General features: G+C 65.8%; 18 protein-coding genes and 1 tRNA gene. 7 read left to right on the forward strand and 12 right to left on the reverse strand.

Going from position 1 to position 18,472, the window contains the following annotated elements:
- Positions 1-3: 3 nt before the first annotated feature.
- Together CH281_RS26335 and CH281_RS26340 are read right to left on the reverse strand one after the other, a co-directional pair.
- Positions 4-1,023 (reverse strand): PDR/VanB family oxidoreductase, encoded by a 1,020-nt coding sequence (locus CH281_RS26335; RefSeq protein ID WP_230592086.1) that lies wholly within the window; start codon positions 1,021-1,023, stop codon positions 4-6.
- A gap of 83 nt (positions 1,024-1,106) precedes the next feature.
- The gene (locus CH281_RS26340) at positions 1,107-2,006 is read right to left on the reverse strand and encodes a metal-dependent hydrolase (protein WP_027495186.1); all 900 of its coding nucleotides are present in this window, start codon (positions 2,004-2,006) and stop codon (positions 1,107-1,109) included.
- A 114-nt stretch (positions 2,007-2,120) separates the two neighbouring features.
- On the opposite strand from CH281_RS26340, the gene CH281_RS26345 reads away from it, so the two are divergent.
- The gene (locus tag CH281_RS26345) at positions 2,121-2,636 is read left to right on the forward strand and encodes a hypothetical protein (protein ID WP_094695909.1); all 516 of its coding nucleotides are present in this window, start codon (positions 2,121-2,123) and stop codon (positions 2,634-2,636) included.
- 135 nt (positions 2,637-2,771) lie between these two features.
- Here the strand turns inward: CH281_RS26345 and CH281_RS26350 are convergent, their stop codons facing one another.
- Complete coding sequence (locus CH281_RS26350; RefSeq protein WP_094695910.1) at positions 2,772-3,239, reverse strand: 2-isopropylmalate synthase; 468 nt, start codon at positions 3,237-3,239, stop codon at positions 2,772-2,774.
- 228 nt (positions 3,240-3,467) lie between these two features.
- Here CH281_RS26350 and CH281_RS26355 point away from each other — a divergent pair, with 228 nt between their 5' ends.
- The gene (locus tag CH281_RS26355) at positions 3,468-4,670 is read left to right on the forward strand and encodes an ATP-binding protein (RefSeq protein ID WP_032367752.1); all 1,203 of its coding nucleotides are present in this window, start codon (positions 3,468-3,470) and stop codon (positions 4,668-4,670) included.
- Positions 4,671-4,680: 10 nt separating this feature from the next.
- Here the strand turns inward: CH281_RS26355 and CH281_RS26360 are convergent, their stop codons facing one another.
- A complete protein-coding gene (locus tag CH281_RS26360; protein WP_094695911.1) occupies positions 4,681-5,862 on the reverse strand; it encodes an alkane 1-monooxygenase in 1,182 nt (393 codons plus the stop codon).
- Positions 5,863-6,029: 167 nt separating this feature from the next.
- Between CH281_RS26360 and CH281_RS26365 the strand changes: the two genes are divergently transcribed.
- On the forward strand, positions 6,030-6,896 hold the full coding sequence (locus CH281_RS26365; protein ID WP_027495190.1) for an alpha/beta hydrolase: 867 nt from the start codon (positions 6,030-6,032) through the stop codon (positions 6,894-6,896).
- 30 nt (positions 6,897-6,926) lie between these two features.
- Positions 6,927-7,775 carry a patatin-like phospholipase family protein gene (locus tag CH281_RS26370; protein ID WP_027495191.1) on the forward strand — a complete coding sequence of 283 codons (849 nt, stop codon included), beginning with the start codon at positions 6,927-6,929 and terminating at the stop codon, positions 7,773-7,775.
- A 16-nt stretch (positions 7,776-7,791) separates the two neighbouring features.
- Here the strand turns inward: CH281_RS26370 and CH281_RS26375 are convergent, their stop codons facing one another.
- Entirely contained in the window at positions 7,792-8,700 is a 909-nt protein-coding gene (locus CH281_RS26375) for an amidohydrolase family protein (protein ID WP_094695912.1), read from the reverse strand.
- A complete protein-coding gene (locus CH281_RS26380; protein WP_048318810.1) occupies positions 8,687-9,373 on the reverse strand; it encodes a dienelactone hydrolase family protein in 687 nt (228 codons plus the stop codon). Before CH281_RS26380 ends, CH281_RS26375 begins: the two co-directional genes overlap by 14 nt.
- Positions 9,374-9,479: 106 nt before the next feature.
- Between CH281_RS26380 and CH281_RS26385 the strand changes: the two genes are divergently transcribed.
- Positions 9,480-10,457, forward strand: coding sequence for an NADPH:quinone oxidoreductase family protein (locus CH281_RS26385; RefSeq protein ID WP_027495194.1), 978 nt, complete (start codon positions 9,480-9,482; stop codon positions 10,455-10,457).
- Positions 10,458-10,478: 21 nt separating this feature from the next.
- Here the strand turns inward: CH281_RS26385 and CH281_RS26390 are convergent, their stop codons facing one another.
- Both CH281_RS26390 and CH281_RS26395 read right to left on the reverse strand, forming a co-directional pair.
- Positions 10,479-11,834: an ABC1 kinase family protein gene (locus CH281_RS26390; protein ID WP_094695913.1), complete on the reverse strand. Its 1,356-nt coding sequence runs from the start codon at positions 11,832-11,834 to the stop codon at positions 10,479-10,481.
- Positions 11,831-12,394 (reverse strand): TetR/AcrR family transcriptional regulator, encoded by a 564-nt coding sequence (locus CH281_RS26395; RefSeq protein WP_045841613.1) that lies wholly within the window; start codon positions 12,392-12,394, stop codon positions 11,831-11,833. Before CH281_RS26395 ends, CH281_RS26390 begins: the two co-directional genes overlap by 4 nt.
- A gap of 135 nt (positions 12,395-12,529) precedes the next feature.
- Between CH281_RS26395 and CH281_RS26400 the strand changes: the two genes are divergently transcribed.
- Positions 12,530-13,147 carry a DUF998 domain-containing protein gene (locus tag CH281_RS26400; protein ID WP_179274297.1) on the forward strand — a complete coding sequence of 206 codons (618 nt, stop codon included), beginning with the start codon at positions 12,530-12,532 and terminating at the stop codon, positions 13,145-13,147.
- Here the strand turns inward: CH281_RS26400 and CH281_RS26405 are convergent.
- Entirely contained in the window at positions 13,130-13,909 is a 780-nt protein-coding gene (locus CH281_RS26405; RefSeq protein WP_094695915.1) for an enoyl-CoA hydratase/isomerase family protein, read from the reverse strand. The genes CH281_RS26400 and CH281_RS26405 overlap by 18 nt on opposite strands.
- 72 nt (positions 13,910-13,981) lie before the next feature.
- Here CH281_RS26405 and CH281_RS26410 point away from each other — a divergent pair.
- Positions 13,982-14,055 (forward strand) — tRNA-Met (locus CH281_RS26410).
- 72 nt (positions 14,056-14,127) lie between these two features.
- Here the strand turns inward: CH281_RS26410 and CH281_RS26415 are convergent.
- The 3 genes from CH281_RS26415 to CH281_RS26425 form a co-directional block, all read right to left on the reverse strand.
- Positions 14,128-14,766, reverse strand: a complete 639-nt coding sequence (locus CH281_RS26415) for an LON peptidase substrate-binding domain-containing protein (RefSeq protein ID WP_027495199.1) — start codon at positions 14,764-14,766, stop codon at positions 14,128-14,130.
- Positions 14,763-15,692: an alpha/beta fold hydrolase gene (locus CH281_RS26420; RefSeq protein ID WP_032401005.1), complete on the reverse strand. Its 930-nt coding sequence runs from the start codon at positions 15,690-15,692 to the stop codon at positions 14,763-14,765. Before CH281_RS26420 ends, CH281_RS26415 begins: the two co-directional genes overlap by 4 nt.
- A 111-nt stretch (positions 15,693-15,803) precedes the next feature.
- Positions 15,804-18,389, reverse strand: coding sequence for an alpha/beta fold hydrolase (locus CH281_RS26425; protein WP_094695916.1), 2,586 nt, complete (start codon positions 18,387-18,389; stop codon positions 15,804-15,806).
- Positions 18,390-18,472: the final 83 nt, after the last annotated feature.

An 18,472-nucleotide genomic window follows, 5' to 3' on the forward strand; every position in this document is an offset into this window, starting at 1 on the left:
GTTCTATAGATCGAGTACGAGACGGGCGCTTCGAGCGCGCGAGACGCAGATGAGCATGTGATCGCGCTGCTCCTCCGGGGTCAATCGCGATTCCAGGTGTTCGGGCTCCCCGGCGAGCACACGCACCTTGCAGGTGCCGCAGAAGCCCTGCTGGCACGAGTACGCGATATTGGGCTTCTGCTGCTTGACGGCCGTGAGCACGGAGGCGTCGGCGGCGACGTCGAGCACGGCTCCACTGCTGATCAGCTGCACCTCGAACGGTGTGCCGTCGAGGATCGGCGGCGGGCCGAAACGTTCGAAATGCAATGCGGTGGCCGGGCATCGGCGGAAGTCGCGGCGGACGGCGTCGAGCATGGGGGTAGGACCGCAGCAGTAGACGGCACCGCCTGCGGGTGCTCGCTCGAGCAATTCACCCTCGGTGGGGTACCCGTGCACGTCGTCGGTCCGGACGAACACGCGATCCGATTCCCAGCTCTCGATCTCGTCGAGAAAAGGCATCGTGTCCCGGGAGCGACCGCAGTACACGAACTGCCAATCCATCCCGAGAATCCGTGCGGCACGGACCATCGCGATGATGGGGGTGATGCCGATGCCGCCGGCGACGAACAGCGCGCTGCCCTCGGCGACGAAGGGAAAGCCGTTCCGTGGGCCACGTACGGTGACCTCGGTGCCGGGCTCGAGTGCGTGCATCTCGATGGATCCACCTGCGCCGGTGGGGATTCGGCGCACGGCGATACGGTAGCAACTACGGTCGGACGGATCGCCGCACAGCGAGTACTGCCGACGGCGACCCGACGGCAGATGTAGATCGAGGTGGCAGCCGGGATGCCAGGTCGGCAGCTGCTCCCCCGTCGGCGAGGCGAGGGTCAGAGCGGCGACGTTCTCGTCCTCGGCGATGATCTCGCGGTCGACGACCACCAACCGCAGCGCGGAATCGGGATTGTGGCCGGCTACCGCGTCGTCGTACTCCTTGCCGGCAGTCGCATGCATGTAGCCGTTGAGGAACGTTCCGAGCATCTGCATCGAGCGATCGGCGCGGGGGCGTCCGCGCAGATCCGGTGGCGCGTCCTTGGGTAACAGCCGCGGAACGCGACGCGTCGAGAGCTTCACCGCGCCGCAGCCTGCGCGGCCGGGGACGATGCCAGGTAGCGCACGGCCTGAGCTGTCGAGCCTTCCTGGCTCGGGTGATACGACTTCTTCAGGTAGCGAGACATACTGCGGCCGACGTGCGTCAGCGCCGGCAGAGTGCCGCGGCGAACCGACTTGCGCCACAAGGCAGAACGGGGCTTGCGGACCGACTTCGGGGCACTCTGCAGCTCGGGGTCGTTCTTCATCAGGAAGATGATGCCGCGCATCCAGATGTAGCCCATCAACGGAACGACCACGACGAACGTGCGCAGGCGACGTACCTCGCGCTTGTCGAAGTAACGAAGGGTGTCGTACGCGACCGAGCGGTGTTCCACTTCCTCGGCACCGTGCCACCGCAGCAGATCGAGCATCGTCGGATGGATTCCGGCGCGGTCGAGACCGTCGGCATTGAGTACCCAATCACCGAGGAACGCCGTCACGTGCTCGATGGCCGCGATGAGGGCCAGCCGCTCGACGAGGTTGTTCTTCGATCGCAGACTCGTCACCGAATCCGATCCGAGGACCTTGCCGAAGGCCCATTCCATCTGATCGGTGAACGGAGTGGGGTCGAGTCCGTTGTTCTGCAGATGCACGAGGACGCCGGTATGAGCCTCGGCGTGCACGGCTTCCTGCCCGATGAAGCCGATGACGTCGTCGCGCAGCTTCTCGTCGTCGATGTAGGGCAGGGCCTCTTTGAACGTGTCGACGAACCAGTGCTCGCCGGCCGGGAGTAGTAGATGCAGCACGTTGAGGACGTGCGTGGTGTACGGATCGCCGGGCACCCAGTGCATCGGCAGATCGCTCCAGTCGAACTTGACGTTCCTGGCCTGAAGCATCACTTCGCCTGGGTCCGATGCGACGGCGTTTCGCTCGTTCATCGAGTCGACCTCCTCCACGTCCACGATGTGGCCGATGCCACAGTGCGCGACTTAGTATAAACATCGGTTACAGGTAAAAGGAACCATGTCGGTAGACAGTGAGAGACTTGTGCGATGACCGACCCCTCCCCAGCGGCTGTTCCCCCGAGCAGCGTGCCCGTGGCCTGGCCCACCGAGTGGCCCGTCGATGTGCGTCGAATCGCGGACGCCTCAGTCGATGCCCTTGCTGCTGTCGTGGCGCAGGATCCGATCGCGTTCGACGAGGCCGTCGAACTGTTGGACCGCTCGGACGCGGCCAAGGCCGGGAACGTGCATGCGGAGATGGTACGGAGTTTGCTCGAAGAGGTATACAGCGATGGCTTGACCGGGGAGAACGTCCAGGAAGTACTCGGCCGGACCGTCCGCGGAGCCGAGTGGCTTCCGAGCTTGGACATCGCCGGATTCGTCGAAGTGCTCACCGGCGCGCTGGGTGTGACGGACGTCGACGAACAATCACGTTCGAGGCCGCGGCCTGCGCACGCCCTGCTGGTGGTGGCGGATCTGCTCGCAGTTCGGCGAAGCCGCGCCGAGACGTATGTGCGCCGCGCACTCGCCGAGATTCACCGCGCGCAGACGGTGGAGATGCCCTAGCAAGATATTCCCCTCTCTTGTGCCGATACTAGAGAGGCGAAGATTGCGCTACCGACACCGACGACGAACTCGACGTTATGGACACATTCCGACGGATTTTCGTCCCCAACTTCGAGTTCGCGGCGTCGGCTGCAGCTACCGATGCAGGATGTTTGCCCCGGCGACCACGGCTCTGATGGACGACAGGGTTGCGTCGAGCTCGATGGACATCGACCATTCGCGGCGACCGTCGTGCTCGGCCAGGACGAAGGTGGCGGTCTCGTCGCCGATGCGCTGCTGGTGGAACGAGAGGATCTCGATGCGGAATCCGGCGTCGTGGAGCATCGACGTCAACGCCTCGATCGGTCCGTATGTTGTTGCGGCACAAGCGAAGATGGTGTCACCGATGCCGAAGGTGGCGTCGAACGACATCTTGCCCCCGGTGGCCCCAGTGCCGGACCAGGAGCCCAGCCGGAGAGGCCCGGTGGTGGGCGAGAAGCGGTCGACGAAGGCCGTCCACGACAGGTGTTGCCCGGAAATCTCGTCGCGCATCGTGCGCGGCAGGGCGCAGCCGAAGCGGGCATGGAACGGATCTGTGGCGAAAGTCGAAGCAAGTGAATTCATGAAGGTGGTCTTCCGAATGTGAAGGGAGGACCGAGAGAGCACGACGACCCGCAGCGAGGGGTCGGTCCGAATCAGACCCCGCTACGGCGGCGTACTACGAGAATGCGCTTCACGGAGCCGACAGTAGCCTCGGCCTCGGGCGTCCCGCAAGTATCGAACGAATACGGATCTCTAGGACACGAGCTAGATGTCCGCATATATCGCACGATTCGTTGTAACTTTGGCCCCATGGACCCCGTGCGTAACCCTTACGCTCCCGGCGCAGGCCAGCGCCCACCCGAGCTCGCCGGTCGAAAGAAGCAGCTCGACGCCTTCGACGTCGTGCTCGAACGCATCACCCGCGGCAGACCGGAACGCAGTGTCGTTCTCACTGGGCTGCGCGGCGTCGGCAAGACGGTGCTGCTCAACCACCTCCGATCCGCGGCCATCGCGCGCGGCTGGGGCACCGGCAAGATCGAGGCTCGCCCCGACCAGGAACTGCGCCGGCCCCTGTCGTCGGCGCTGCACATGGCGGTACGCGGCATTGCGGCCTCGCATCGAGACCCCGAACGCGTCGACGAGTTTCTCGGCGTCCTCAAGGCCTTCGCGCTGCGCGCCACCGCGGACAAGGGGATGCGCGAACGGTGGCAACCGGGCATCGACGTCCCCGCGAAGACCGGCCGCGCCGACTCCGGCGACATCGAGATCGACCTCGTCGAACTGCTGCTCGACGCTTCCGCTCTGGCCGGGGACGTGGGTGTGGGTATCGCCATCTTCATCGACGAGATGCAGGACCTCGGTCCCGCAGATATCTCCGCACTGTGCGCGGCCTGCCACGAACTCAGTCAGGACACCGCGCCGCTGATCATCGTCGGGGCCGGGCTACCGCACCTACCGGCTGTGTTGTCGGCATCCAAGAGTTACTCCGAGCGCCTGTTCAGCTACCACCGAATCGGCAGGCTCGAGCGAGCCGCAGCAGATCTCGCGTTGATCGCGCCGGCCGACCGCGAGGATGTCGAATTCACCCCCGAGGCACTCGACGCGCTCTACGCAGCCGCCGATGGCTACCCCTACTTCGTGCAGGCCTACGGCAAAGCGACCTGGGATCTCGCCGCCGACAGCCCGATTTCCGCCGAGGACGTGCGTGTTGCCGCTCCGACGGCTGAGGAGGAACTGGCCGTCGGATTCTTCGGTTCGCGCTACGAACGCGCGACGCCCGCCGAACGCGAATACATGCGCGCGATGGCCGAACTGTCGGTGGACGACGGTTCGGTGCCGACCTCGGCCGTGGCCACCGAGCTCAAACGCAAGCCGGCATCGCTGTCGCCTGCCCGCGACGGCTTGATCAAGAAGGGCCTGATCTACTCGGCCGAGCGCGGCACGATCGCGTTCACGGTGCCGCATTTCGGGCGCTACCTGAGAGCGCAAACCGACGAGCCCGCCGCGGTCTGAGGCGTCGACCCTACGACTGCGCTCGCGCCCCGGTCAGCTTCTCGAGGCGGCGGACCGCTGTGCGATCGGCGCGGTCGACGTTGACGAGGCTCGGGTCGCCGTCGTAGAAGTCCATCAGGCGCTGATCCATCACCTTGCGCCACAAGGGCGGAACCATCGCGCAGAAGATCATCACCGCGTATCCGGCCGGGAGTTGCGGGGACTCGTCGACGGTTCGTAGTGCTTGGTAGCGGCGCACCGGATTGGCGTGATGGTCGCTGTGACGTTGCAGGTGGTAGAGAAACAGGTTGCTCCACAGGTGATCGCTGTTCCAGCTGTCCCGGTGCGAGGGTTTGGCGTAGCGCCCGTCCGGACGCTTGGTGCGCATCAGGCCGTAGTGCTCGAGGTAGTTCGCTGCCTCGTACAGGACGATGGCGATGGCGGCTTGAATCAGTAGGTACGGCAACACGATCCAACCGAACACTGCGATCAGTGCCCCGAACAGAACGATGCTCATCGCGGCCGCATTGAAAAGGTTGTTGCGCAGCGTCCACAGTGACGAGCCCGACCGTTCGAGTCGACGGGTTTCGAGATCCCAGGCCGAATGCAGACCGTGGATCATCGTGCGTGGCAGAAACTTCCAGAACGATTCACCGAATTTCGCCGACGCCGGATCCTCGGGGGTGGCGACGCGCAGATGGTGGCCGTGGTTGTGCTCGACGTAGAAGTGGCCGTACAGCGTCTGCGCCAGAGTGACTTTGGAGAGCCACCGCTCGACGTTCTCGCGCTTGTGCCCCAGTTCGTGCGCGGCATTGATGCCGACGCCGCCGACGACGCCCACAGTGACGGCCAGGCCGATCCTCTCCGGTGTGCCGAGTGGGCCGTGGGCCCACAGGTAACACGCGGCCACCAGGCCGGCGTATTGCAGCGGCAGGAAGAGGTAGACGCACCACCGGTAGTACTTGTCCTTGTCGAGTGCTGCGAGAGCCTCGTCGGGTGGATTGCTGCGATCGACGCCCGCGAACTTGTCGACCAAGGGCAGCGCGATGCCCATGATCATCAGCCCGAGTGCCCAGAATGCGCCGGGTCCGAGGAGGGACACCAAGCCCCACGCCAGGAACGGGCTCAGCGGAATCGTCAGGCCGAGCGGCCAGAGATAACGCTTGGGATCGCGCCACGTCGGCGAGCCCCCTGCGGCGTCCTTGTCGGGCATGCGTGAACTCACTCCTGATCTTCGAGGCTGCCCACGCGGTACGAGGGGGTGCGGTGGTGGTCTGTCACAAGTACATCGCCACGCCTCTGAGGATAGTTACCTAGACGAATCTGTGGGGTTCGAGCGATGGGCCGTCGAAGGCGTCGCGGTCCTTGTACGGTGACCGAATGCAGCATGTCGAGTCGTCGTTCGCCGGGGTACACGGAACTCGCATCGTCTACGACGTCTGGACCCCGGACGCCGCCGCCGATAATTCCCCTACCGGCGTTCTGGTGCTGGCCCACGGCCTGGCCGAGCACGCAGGACGGTACCGACACGTGATCGAGCGGCTCGGCTCGCTCGGCCTCGTCGTCTACGCACCCGACCACCGCGGGCACGGGCGATCCGGCGGCAAGCGAGTCTCTTTGGCGAAATGGTCGGACTTCACCGACGACCTGCACACACTGTTCTCGATCGCGGCTGAGGAGCACCCCGGCAGCCGCACCTTCCTCCTCGGACACAGCATGGGCGGTGCCATCGCACTGTCCTACGCCCTCGACCATCAGGGTGATCTGGACGCACTGATGCTGTCCGGGCCTGCGGTCAACCCGTCCGTGGGCCAGCCGAAAGCGTTGGTCGCGGTGGGTGCAGTACTCGGCAGGTTCCTGCCGTCGCTGCCGGTGCTGAAACTCGACCCCAACGACGTCTCCCGCGACAAGGCCGTCGTCGACGCCTATGTCGCCGATCCGCTGGGCTATCACGGCAGCGTCACGGCCGGGCTCGCGGCAGCACTGTTGCAGGAGAGTCGTACGTATCCCGCCAGATTGCCGTCGCTGACCATTCCGGTGTTGCTGCAGCACGGAACCGCGGACCGGTTGGCCGACGTCTCGGGCAGCGAGCTGATCGCCGAACTGGCGGGATCCGAGGACCTGACCTTGAAAACCTACGACGGGCTGTTCCACGAAGTCTTCAACGAGCCGGAGCAGGAACGCGTGCTCGACGACCTGATCACGTGGTTACGGCCGCGGGTCGGCGGCGGGGCTGTAAGTTCCTGACGGGTCCAGCGGAAGAACGGGGTTACGACCATGGCCAGACGAGCGCTCGTATTGGGCGGCGGCGGTGTAGCGGGCATTGCGTGGCAGACAGGCGTCCTTCTGGGACTGGCCGAGGCCGGGGCCGATGTCAGCGACGCCGAGATGTTGCTCGGAACGTCGGCCGGTTCTTCGGTGGCCGCTCAGATCTCGAGCGGCACCCCGGTATCGGAGTTCTTCGAGCGTCAGGCGGACGAGTCCAAGCAGGACAACGAGCCACACGCCGAGGCCACCATCGACGAGCTCGTCACCATGTTGGCCCGAGCAGCCCAGAACTCGGACGGCAGTGCGCTGGACACCCGCAGACGTATCGGTGCCGAAGCTCTGGCGACAGCGACGATCAGCGAACGGGAACGACGAGCCATCATCGCCCGTCGACTGACGACGCACTCGTGGCCCGACCGCGATCTGCGGATCGTCACCGTGGACGCCCTGACGGGACGTCATCGAGTACTGGACCGGGGATCGGGCGTCGAGCTCATCGATGCCGTGGCCGCGAGTTGCGCGATCCCGGGCATGTGGCCGCCGGTGACGATCGGCGATCACCGCTACGTCGACGGCGGTATCCGTGCGAGCGAGAACGCCGATCTGGCGGTGGGTTTCGAGAAGGTGCTGGTGCTCAAGGTCGGCGCACTCGACCTGGAAGGCGACCCCTTCGAGGTCGAACGGGGAAAATTGGTCAAGGGCGGCTCGAAGGTGGAAGTGATCGTTCCCGACGCGGCTTCGTCGGCTGCGATCGGACCCGACCCCACCGACATCGCCGTGCGCGCAGCGGCGGCAACAGCGGGCCGGGCGCAGGGCACCGCCATCGCCGAGCGTATCGCCGAATTCTGGGTGGGCTGAGACCCGCGAACGGGACTCAGCCGAACAGGGCCGCGCCGTTGCTCCAGCACACGGCGCGAACCCACTCGTCGCCGAGTCCGAGACGGCTCACCGCCTGCAGCGCGTCCAGGTAGGGGTACGGGATGTTCGGGAAGTCGCTCCCGAACAGAATGCGATCCTGCAGGTCCAACAGCCGCGGCATCTCGTGCCGGGGAAACGGCGCAGCGGCTTCGGAGAAATCCGTGAAGGCCATGGTGGTGTCCAGGCGTACGTTCTCGTATCGATCGGCCAGATCGAGAAAGTCGATGTACTCGGGCATGCCCATGTGCGCGACGATCAGCGGTAGCGCCGGAAACCGCTGCAGCAGAGCGGCGATCGGCTCGGGACCGGTATACGAGCCGGGTGCCGGTCCGGAGCCGCAGTGGATGACCACCGGAATCTGGGCATCCGAAATGGTGCCCCAGACGCCGTCGAGCAGTGGGTCGTTGGGCGAGTAGTTCCCGACCTGGATGTGTGACTTGAAGATTCGGGTTCCGTTCGTCACGGCCTGCTCGACGTACTGCGTTGCTCCGTCCTCGGGATAGAACGTCGCAGTCTGCAGGCAATCGGGGGTGCGAGCCGCGAAGTCGGCACCCCAGGAGTTCAGCCAGGCCGCCATCGCAGGTTTGTGCGGGTAGATCATCGACGTGAATCGCCGCACGCCGAACCCTCGAATCACCTGCAGCCGTCGGTCTTCGGCGAAGCGATACGAGATGGGCCAGACGCTGCCCGTCAGCGGGCCGGCGCTGTCGAAGTAGCTCCACACCTTGTCCATCACGTTCTTCGGCATGAAATGCGTGTGGACGTCGAACAGTCCAGGCAGCGACAACTCGGTCCAGAACGCGACGATGCGTTCGGTCTCCTCCGCGAGTTCGGCGTCGGAGCGAGGGTGCTCAGCGTGCGACATGCGCGTCGAACCACTCGAGGGTCTTGGTCCACGCGTCGCCTGCGGCTGCGGCATCGAACACGGCAGGGCGGTCGTCGCAGTGGAAGCCGTGCTTGCCGTGGGGGTATCGGGTGATCTCGGTTCCGACCGGTGCCGTGGCGGTGATCTCCCGCAGTGTCTCGACGTCCTGGAACGGAATGCCCTCGTCCAGATCTCCGAAGAAGCCGTGCCACGGTGTCTGGAGGGCGTCGCCCACCGAGGCCATCGCGGGATAACCGAAGCGGCCCTTCGTGATTCCGCCACCGTAGAACGTGGCGGCCGCACCGAGTTGCCGTCGAACCGCGGTGTGGAAGGCCACGGTCCCGCCCATGCAGAAGCCGACGATCGCGATGGACGAGGGCTCGAACCCCAGTTCGGCCAGCGCACTCGCCGCCGCGTCCACGTCGGAGTCCACCTCGTCCGCCTCGAGTTTCCCGATGGCCGCCATGGCGGAATCCATGTCCGAATAGTCGAGCACGCTCACACCTTCCTGCCGGTGGAACAGATGCGGAGCCACGGCTACCCAGCCTGCGGCCGCGACCCGATTGCAGACGTCGACGATGTGGTCGGTGACCCCGAAGGCTTCTTGGATGACGATGACGCCGCCGCGGGCGGTGCCGTCGGGCGAGACGACGGTGAGGGGAGTGGTGTTCACCCCTCGATTGGAGCACATCACCAGGAGTGGATGCCGGTAGCGGCGGTGAGTACGGCAGTTTTGTACCGTGGCAGGCAGGGAACGATCCCGACCGAGAGGACACTTCATGCGCGCGGTACAGATCTCCAGTCTCGACGGACCCGATTCGGTGACCGTTGCCGATATCGACGAACCCACCGCGCGTGACGGGTCGGTGGTCATCGAGGTCAGGGCCGCGGGCGTCGCGTTTCCCGACGCGTTGCTCACCCGTGGTCTGTACCAGTACAAGCCCGAGTTGCCGTTCGTTCCGGGCAGCGAGATCGCCGGCATCGTGCGGTCGGCTCCGGCCGATTCCGGCTTCTCGGCCGGAGACCGCGTGGCAGCGTTGACGGGGCTCAGTGACGGTATGGCAGAAGTCGCCGTCGTCTCGCCCGACACGGTGTTCGCGTTGCCCGAGTCCGTGTCGCTCACTGCGGGCGCGGGCTTGCTGTTCAACGATCTGACGGTGCATTTCGCGTTGCGCGAGCGCGGCCGCTTGGCGCAGGGCGAGACGGTGTTGGTGCACGGCGCGGCGGGCGGGATCGGAACCTCCGCTCTGCGAATGGCTCCGGTGCTCGGGGCGGCACGGGTGATCGCAGTGGTGAGCTCGGAAGCAAAGGCAGACATCGCGCGCGCCGCCGGAGCCACCGACGTCGTACTGGTCGACGGCTGGAAGGACGCGGTCAAGGAGCTGACGGGCGGCCGTGGCGTCGACGTGGTCGTCGATCCGGTGGGCGGGGACCGGTTCACCGACAGCATCCGTTCGCTCGCGCCGTCGGGCCGAATCCTGGTGCTGGGCTTCACCGGTGGCGAGATCCCGACCGTCAAGGTCAACCGGTTGCTGCTGAACAACGTCGATGTCGTCGGCGTCGGGTGGGGTGCGTGGTGGATGACGCGCCCCGGCTACCTGGCCACTCAGTGGGCCGAGATCGAGCCGCTGCTCGCGGACGGTTCGCTCGTGGCTCCCGAGCCGTCCGTCTTCCCCGTCTCCGACGCGGCAGCAGCGATCGCCTCGCTCGAAAACCGAACGGCAGCAGGGAAAGTGGTTCTCGACTTCAGTCTGTGATCGGGTGCGCGGGCTGTCGGATCACTCCGGCAGCTCGATGCCCCGTGCCTCGGACAGCGCTGCGATCTCGGCGGGAAAGACGTTCTTGAACACGAACGGGTCGGTGCCCAATGCCCAGTTCGGTGCGAGTTCGATGGCATACCTCTCGAAGTAGCCGAGCTGCTTGGCCACCAGGATCAGTTCCTCGGGGCTCGACGTCTTGTACTGCTTGCCCATGCCCACCAACGCCCGGATGAAGTCCGCCAGGCTGAAGTGGGCGAGGGTGGCCGAGAGCATCGGCGCGAACACCGACTGCAGAATCGCGCCGACTTCGGCGTCCGAACCCATCTGCGGGGCAACGATTCCCAGACGTTTGACGGTACCGGCGAGGCGGGTGAAGTCGCCGTCGATCACCGTGGCGTGGAAGAGGTCGAGCAACAACGCGCGCCACTGCTCGTCCACCTCGCCCATGACGCCGAAGTCGAGAAAGGCCACTCTGCCGTCGTCGAGCACCCAGACGTTTCCCGCGTGCACGTCGCCGTGGAACAGGCCGTGCAGTACCAGGGCCTCCATCCAGACCTTGGCGGCACGGCGGACGATCAGCTCCGATTGCTCACCGGGCCGGTACCGGTCCAGCGGCGAGCCGTGCATGCGTTCCATGCAGATCACGCGTCCACCGCAGTAGTCGAGAAACACCTCGGGTGCGGTGACGTGCTTGTTGTCGCCGAATGCCCCGATTGCACTGCGAAAGCTGTGCTGGCGCTTGGCTTCCACTGCGCTGTCGAGTTCTGCGAACGTCGCGGCGTGCAGGTCGACGATGATGGCCGACGCGTTGGCCGTGGCGAAGAACGGAATGAACTTCTCGAGACCGCGCGCGATGAGATATGCGATTCGCAGGTCGATCTTCATGCGATGGTAGATGCCGCGCCGCTGCACCTTCATGACCACTTCGCGGCCGTCGTCGCGGCGCACGCACAGGTGTACCTGGGCGACCGACGCCGACGAGAGAGGTACGTCGTCGAACGAGGAGAACAACTCCTCGACGCTCCGGCCCAGGTCTGCCTCGATCACCGCGCGGGCCTGCGACCCGGGAAACGGCGGCACCTCGTCCAGGCATCGCAGACAGGTGTCGGCGAGGACCTTGGGAAACAGTCCGGGCGACGAACCCATCAGTTGCCCCACCTTGACGAAGGTGGGGCCGAGCACGAAGAACGCGTCGACGACGGCCTTGGAGGCGTGAACCGGCCAGCCGCGCCGCGGCGCACGAACCCAGCGGCCGATGGCGATGAACTGAAAGTACGTCAGCACCGATCCGATCACGATGAGTCGCAACAACTCTCGTATCCCGAAGGTCTTCAGCTCGGGTGCCGGCTTCGGCGTCGTGTCGTCAGGTGTCATGCGTGCACTCCCGCCGATACGCGTGCGGCCGAGGCTTCGAGTCGGGCCAGCACCCGGTCGAATCGTGTGGCATCGTCGAAAGCCCGTGCCAGCACCAACGCCCCCTGGATTCCGGCGACGATCTCTTCGGCCAGCTCGGCCGCCGAGTCGCCGTGTCCGAGCCGCTGCAACACCGGAGTGAGTGCCTCGATCCACTGGGTGAAATGCGCGGCGACACGGCTGGAGAAGGTGGCACGCTCGAGCCCGAGCGTGAACGCGCCGAACAGGCACACCAGGCGATTGGACCGAAAATAGCGGGCGGTCTGCTCGAACATGTCGTGGGTCGTCGACGCCGCGTCGTCTCCGTGCCGCAGCGGCTCGAAGACGTTGTGGTGGAACCACAGCTCGACGTCGTCGAGGACTGCCTCGGCCATTTCCTGCTTTCCCCGCGGAAAGTAGTGGTAGAGACTGCCTTTGCCGAGTCCGGTGCATCTGCTGATGACCGCGAGGGACGACCCGTCGAACCCGTGGTCGCGGAACACTCCTGCGAGTATCGGCACCACGTCGTGGCGATCGCTCATGAGCCGGTACTGTACCAATCGGTACAAGCCCGGTGCATCGGGGTCGCCGGGAGTGGAGCCTGCGGAATGACCCAGCTGTCGGGAGTGGAGCCTGCGGAATGACCCATCGGGTAGAGCGCGGTGAATACTGCAGTCGTGAAGAGAACTACCGTCCTGGCCGCTGGAGCCTTTCTTGCCGGCGGGGTGACCTACCTCGCTGCCGAAGCGATTTCGGCGCGCGGCTGGACCGACCGACCGTACAGCTACGCGCGCAACAACATCAGTGACCTCGGGATTCCGGACATCTCACCGTGGCACCCGGTGATGAACACCGGCTTTGTGGTGGACGGGGCTCTCTTCGCTCTTGCCGGCCTCGGATTGTCGGTGTTGTTCGAGGGGCGAGCGCGCTGGATCGTGCTGGGCACGTCGGTCGTGCACGGCGTCGGCAGCATCGTCGTCGGGCTGGCGCATGCTTCGGTCGACGGAGCATCGACTCCGCATGCAGCGGGCGCGGGTATGGCGATCATCGGTGGAAACCTGGTGCTCCTGGCTGCAGGCCGGTACGGCGGACGCGTCGGCGCACCTCGCTGGTACACGACGGCCAGTGCCGCGGCCGGTGTTGCGGGGCTGGCCGGTTTCGCATTGTTTCTCGCCGATACCGGCATCCTCGGCGGCGGAGCGTTCGAGCGTATTTCCGTCTACACCATCATCGGATGGGAGATCGTCACCGGCGCAGCACTTCTCGCGCGGGCCCGGCTATCGAAAGTTCGGTGACTCCTTGGCGAGGAAAGCCCGTACGCCCTCTCGGCCGTCGGCCGACTCGAAGGCTTCCTCGAACACCGGCAGTGCGCGTCGTGTCGGTTCGTGTGGTGACTGCCCGAACGTGAGCGCGAGAGCTCGTTTGTTCGCGTGCACGGCCGAGCGGGACTTGGCGGCCAGCAGGTGTGCCAGGTCCAGTGCCATCGACAACGACCCACCGCGTGGAGCCACCTTGTTGATCAGACCCCATTCCAGAGCTGTCTCGGCAGAGATGGGCTCGCCGAGCAACACCAGTTCGGCTGCGCGCGACTGACCCACCCGCCGCAACGCACGCATGGTCCCGCCACTGCTGGGGACGAGCCCCAGATCGATCTCGGGCAAGCCGAGGCGGGCACCCGCGTCGGCGACGACGAGATCGCAGCACAGCGCCATCTCGAGCCCACCGCCCAAGGCGAACCCGTCGATCGCAGCGACCGTCGGGAGCGGTAGGTCGGCCAGTAATTCGAGGGTCGCGTTCTCGACATTGCTCTTGCGTTCGAGGACGTCGCCTGCCGCCTGCATCGCGGGCATTTCGGAGATGTCCGAACCGGCACTGAACACCCGGTCGCCGGTGAGCACGACGGCCCGGACGGAGGAGTTCTCGGCCAGCTCGCGAAGCATCGCCCGCAGACGTCGCGTCGCAGGCTGGGTCAAGGCGTTCACCGGAGGGTTGCTCAGCGTGATCTGTGCGACCGCCTGGTGTGGAAAAGACAGGACGGGTGACGACTCGGTGGGCATGAAAGAACCGTAGAGCGTTGACCTGGCGATTGGGAGTCTGCCACGACGGCATGTAGCGTGGGTATCACCCGACGCGGGGTGGAGCAGCTCGGTAGCTCGCTGGGCTCATAACCCAGAGGTCGCAGGTTCAAATCCTGTCCCCGCTACTACGAAGATCAGGTCCGGCACCGATGGTGCCGGGCCTGATTTCTTTTCTGGGTTCGCCGGACTGGCTCCGGTCAGGGCTGAAGTCTGAATTGCACGACGGCCGTGACGTTTTCGATCGCGTCGTCGAGTGCCTTCAAGCGCGACGGGGCGTCCGGTGCCGACAGGATGTCGAGTCGGTCGGACTGGCCCATCGGGATCAACGAGGCCAGTGACCAGATCTTCTCGGCGGCCGAAATCGGGAGGCTCAGAAAATCCGGAACGCCCGGCGTCACGATGTCCCCGGAGGATTCGAGCCGACCGATCAGCTCGTACAGATCCTCGACCTTGGCCCAGGTGGCGGCGAACTGCGTGTCGGCGATGACGGCATCGACGTCTGCGTCGGGCCATGCGCGGACGTCGGCCAGTGGGTAGGGGTCGTCCGGGAGCCACGCGTCGATGCGGATCCGTTCGCCGCCGACGCACTCGAGCAGATACCTGCCGTCTCCGATGGCCTCGTGACCGATGATGTGGGCGATCGTCGCCACATCGTGTCGGACGTCGCCGCCGCCTGCCTCGTGCCCCCGGGCAATGAGAACGACGCCGAAACGGGGATCGTCCATCTTCAGACAGTCCTGTACCAGTGCCTGGTATCGAGGCTCGAAGATGTGCAACGGGAGACGTTCGCCCGGCAGCAACACGCTGCCGAGCGGGAACATCGGGATGACGCTCACGGGCGCTGCAGCGGCATGGCTGCCGGGGTGATCTCCGTCGGCGCGCCGGTGTCCGCGTCGCTCGAGTCGGTGTGGTTGGCGGCCAAGAACTCGTCCAGCAGCCGGAAGAAGAAGTCCGGCTCGTCGAGCTGCGGGAAGTGGCCGGCGTCGGGAAATATCTCGACGCGACTGTTGGGTACCTCGCGTCGGATGTTGTCCGCATGCTTGGCGGGAATCATGCGGTCCTTGCCGCCCCAGATCAGCAGCGAGGGAATGGACTCGAACTTCTCGAAATGTTGCTTGGCACTGACGGTTTGGCCGCGAGGACCCACGACGGCCCGCGTCGACGCCAGAAACGCCTCCCGCGTCGACCGGTCTGCGACCGATCGGAACGAGCGCCACGTCTCGGCCATGCTGGGGCCGGGCTCTACCGGAACCCCCCACTTGCCCAGTCGAGCCAGCACACCTTCGGTGTTCCTGCGGAACCAATCCGAGGCCAACATCGGAAGCACCAGTTCGCTGCCGGGTAGCGTCGCGGCTTTGAGTAGCAGGCTCACCTCCGGGCCGAGCCCGCCGCTGCTGACCAGCACGAGGCGATCGACCCGTTCGGGAAAGAGGTACGTCATCTGCATGACGATGCCGCCGCCGAGCGAGTGGCCGACCAGTGGTGCCGAGTCGATGTTCAGGTACTCCATCAGGTCGCGGATGGTGGCCGCGTGCGAACTGAGCGAGTAGTCGCCGGACGGTTTGTCGGAGTCACCGTGCCCGAACAGGTCGGGTGCGATCACCCGATACCGGTCCGACAGTCGCTCGATCTGCGGGCCCCAGGACTTGTGCGATCCGAGCAGCCCGTGGACGAGAATCACGGGCGGCCCGTCGCCGATATCGACGTACCGCAAGACGTCCTTGTGTAGTTCCACCGACTGCAGTTCGTACGATGCGCTCATGGTCGACCTCCCTGTCTCAATTCGGGCCGGTGGCTCGGCTAATTAGCCGTCCGGCACAAACGTACAAGCTGTGCCGCCACCGCGACAGGCCGTCGCGGTCGATATTCCCAGTCAGCGCGCGTTGTCGACGGTGTCGTCGATGATGTCGGCCAGTTCCTTCGCCATCGGTCCGCGCAACATGTTCGCGTGGTGGCCGGTGATATCGACGAATGTCAGCTCGCCGTGAGCGACTGCTCGCCACGACCGGAGGTCCTTGACGTTCTCGGTGGTGCGAACCACAGTCATCGACCCCGACCACGGAGTCGGCACATGCTTGTTCAACGCCACGTACCCGATGCTGGCGAACACCAACCATTCCATGGTCGTCGGATACCGCAGCAGCCCAGCGAATTGCATACGCAGCCACAGCGCGGCCGTACCGGCACGGCCCAGATGGAAGCCGGCGTCTTCTCTGGTCGCTGCGGGCGGCGCTGCCGGGACAGACGTACCCCCGGGAAGCCGGTCCAGGAGATGACGGAACAGCCGGGTGTCGAGAAGTAGCAGATGCGGGGTACCGACGCCGGAATCTCTGATCTTCTCTGCCATCGCGATGGCGATCCAGCCGCCGAGCGAATGGCCGACAAGATGGAACGGGCCGTCGGGGGCCACCGTGCGGATCGCGTCGACATACCGTGCCGCAGTGGCTCTGATGGTCCGGTCCGGTCGCCCGCGTTTGCCTCGGCCGTGTGCCTGCAGGGCATAGACGGGACGGTCGGCGTCGAGGTGCTTGACCAGATCGAGAAACGCCATCGCGCCCACGCCGGCACCACCGATCAGGAAGATCGGAGCTCCGGTACCCCCGGTGCGCAGCGGGACCAGAACGTCGTGGACACCTGACGAGCGCCGACGTGCGGCGGCGGTGTCGCGAAGCCGAGCGTCGACGGTGGTCGCCAGCGTTCGCACGGTGGTCGACGCGAACACGTCCTGCGGATCGAGTTCGATCTTCAGGTTCTCGCGCAAGTGGGCGAGCATCGCCGTCATGGTCAGAGAGTTGCCACCGAGTTCGAGGAAATCCTCGTCCCGCCCGATGGCGTCCAGTCCGAGTGCAGTGCGAGCGGCCTCCGCGACGATGTATTCGGTGGGGCCGACCGCGGTGCGTTCGACGCGTCGGTCGGACGGCTCGGGCAGTGCTCTGCGGTCGATCTTGCCGCGTTCGTTGCGGGGCATGGCGTCGAGCGCAACGATGTGGGTGGGCACCATCCATTCCGGCAGGGTTCGGCGCAGGGCGGCCCTGATGTCGGCCTGGCTCGCCCGGACGGCCCGGTCGGAGCAGATGTACGCGACGAGGTCGGTATCGGCGCCGGATCTCCTGCCGATCACCACGGCATCATCGATGTTCGGCAGCGCGCGCAGTGCCGCCTCCACCTCGGCCGGTTCGACGAGGTAGCCGCGTACCTTGACTGCGTCGTCGATACGCCCGGCGAGCTGCAATGTTCCGTCCTCATCGAACCGGCCCAGGTCGCCGGTGCGATACCGGAACAGGCCGTCGCCGAGGGCAGCGAATTTCTCCGAGTCCACGCCGACATCCTCGAGATAGCCGTCGGCCAGGCACGCCGACGTGACGCGCACCTCGCCGATGACGTCGGGTTCGCACGGGGAGCCGTCGGCAGCAACGACCTCGACGAGCTTTCCTGCGACGGGAGTGCCCGCGGGTAGAAAGCCGGACGGCAACGCACGGTCGAGGGGGTACTCGCTGAACGCGACGGCCCCGGCCTCGGTGGTCGCGTACCAATTGACGAGTGTGGCGCGGTTGGCGGAAGCCAGGCGGAAGCGGCGCGCGTCGTCGGCGTGCAGTGATTCTCCGTAGGTGGTGACGACGCGCAGCGTGGGTACGGTGACCTGGCCCGCGACGGCGCGTAGCAGCGACGACGAGCAGTGCAACGTGGTCAGCGAGTGGTCCGCTACCCACTCTGCGATGCTGCCGACCGTGCCGGATCGAGGGTCACGGCAATGAACGGTGGCACCGCTGAGCAGCCCGGCGAACAGGGTGTTCAGGCCCGCGCCGAAACTGACGGGAAGGGCATCGCCGACGCGATCGTGGGAGCCCAACCCCAGCGCGGTGGACACCTCGTACGCCTTGGTCAGGCACATGCGATGACTGAGTACGACGCCTTTGGGCGTACCGGTGGATCCGGACGTGTAGTTGATCACCGCGGTGTGGCCGCCCGAGACCGTCGGCAGCGGAACGCAGGAATCGACCGCTGTGTCTACGGTCGCCGAATCGAGGATCGAGGCCTTGGCCTGTTCGACGATGCGGTCGCGGCGCTCATGGGGGAGTTGCGGATCCAGCGGAACCAATGGATGGCCTGCGGCGATGACGGCCAGCATCAGCACGATCGAGTCGACCGACGCGTCCGCCTCGACGGCGAGGGGCCGGTGATCGGACGGGCGCAGGGCAGCGATCTTGCGTGCCTGCGAGTACACGCGATGCAGCAACTCGTCGAAGGTCAAGGACGTCCCCGCCGCGTGCAACGCGGCCGCGTCCGGCATGGCGTGCGCTACCTCGCGGTAGCGCGCCATCAGCGTGTCGCGGCCGTCGGGACGACACAGCGGGGCGAGCGCGGATCGTGCCGGTACAGGACCCGTCGACACAGCTCGGCTCGACACGGATACCGTCGGCACAGATCGGGTCGGCGCGTAGGCGTCCTGAATCGTCATGATTCTCCTTGCACGAGCCCGACCCGCGAGGTAAAGGTTCGTTTGCGGTACACAAACCTACTAGAAGACTGTTTTACCACCCC

The sequence above is a fragment of the Rhodococcus sp. 06-221-2 genome, from assembly GCF_002258365.1.
In the GTDB taxonomy this organism is placed as follows: Bacteria; Actinomycetota; Actinomycetes; order Mycobacteriales; family Mycobacteriaceae; genus Rhodococcoides; species Rhodococcoides fascians.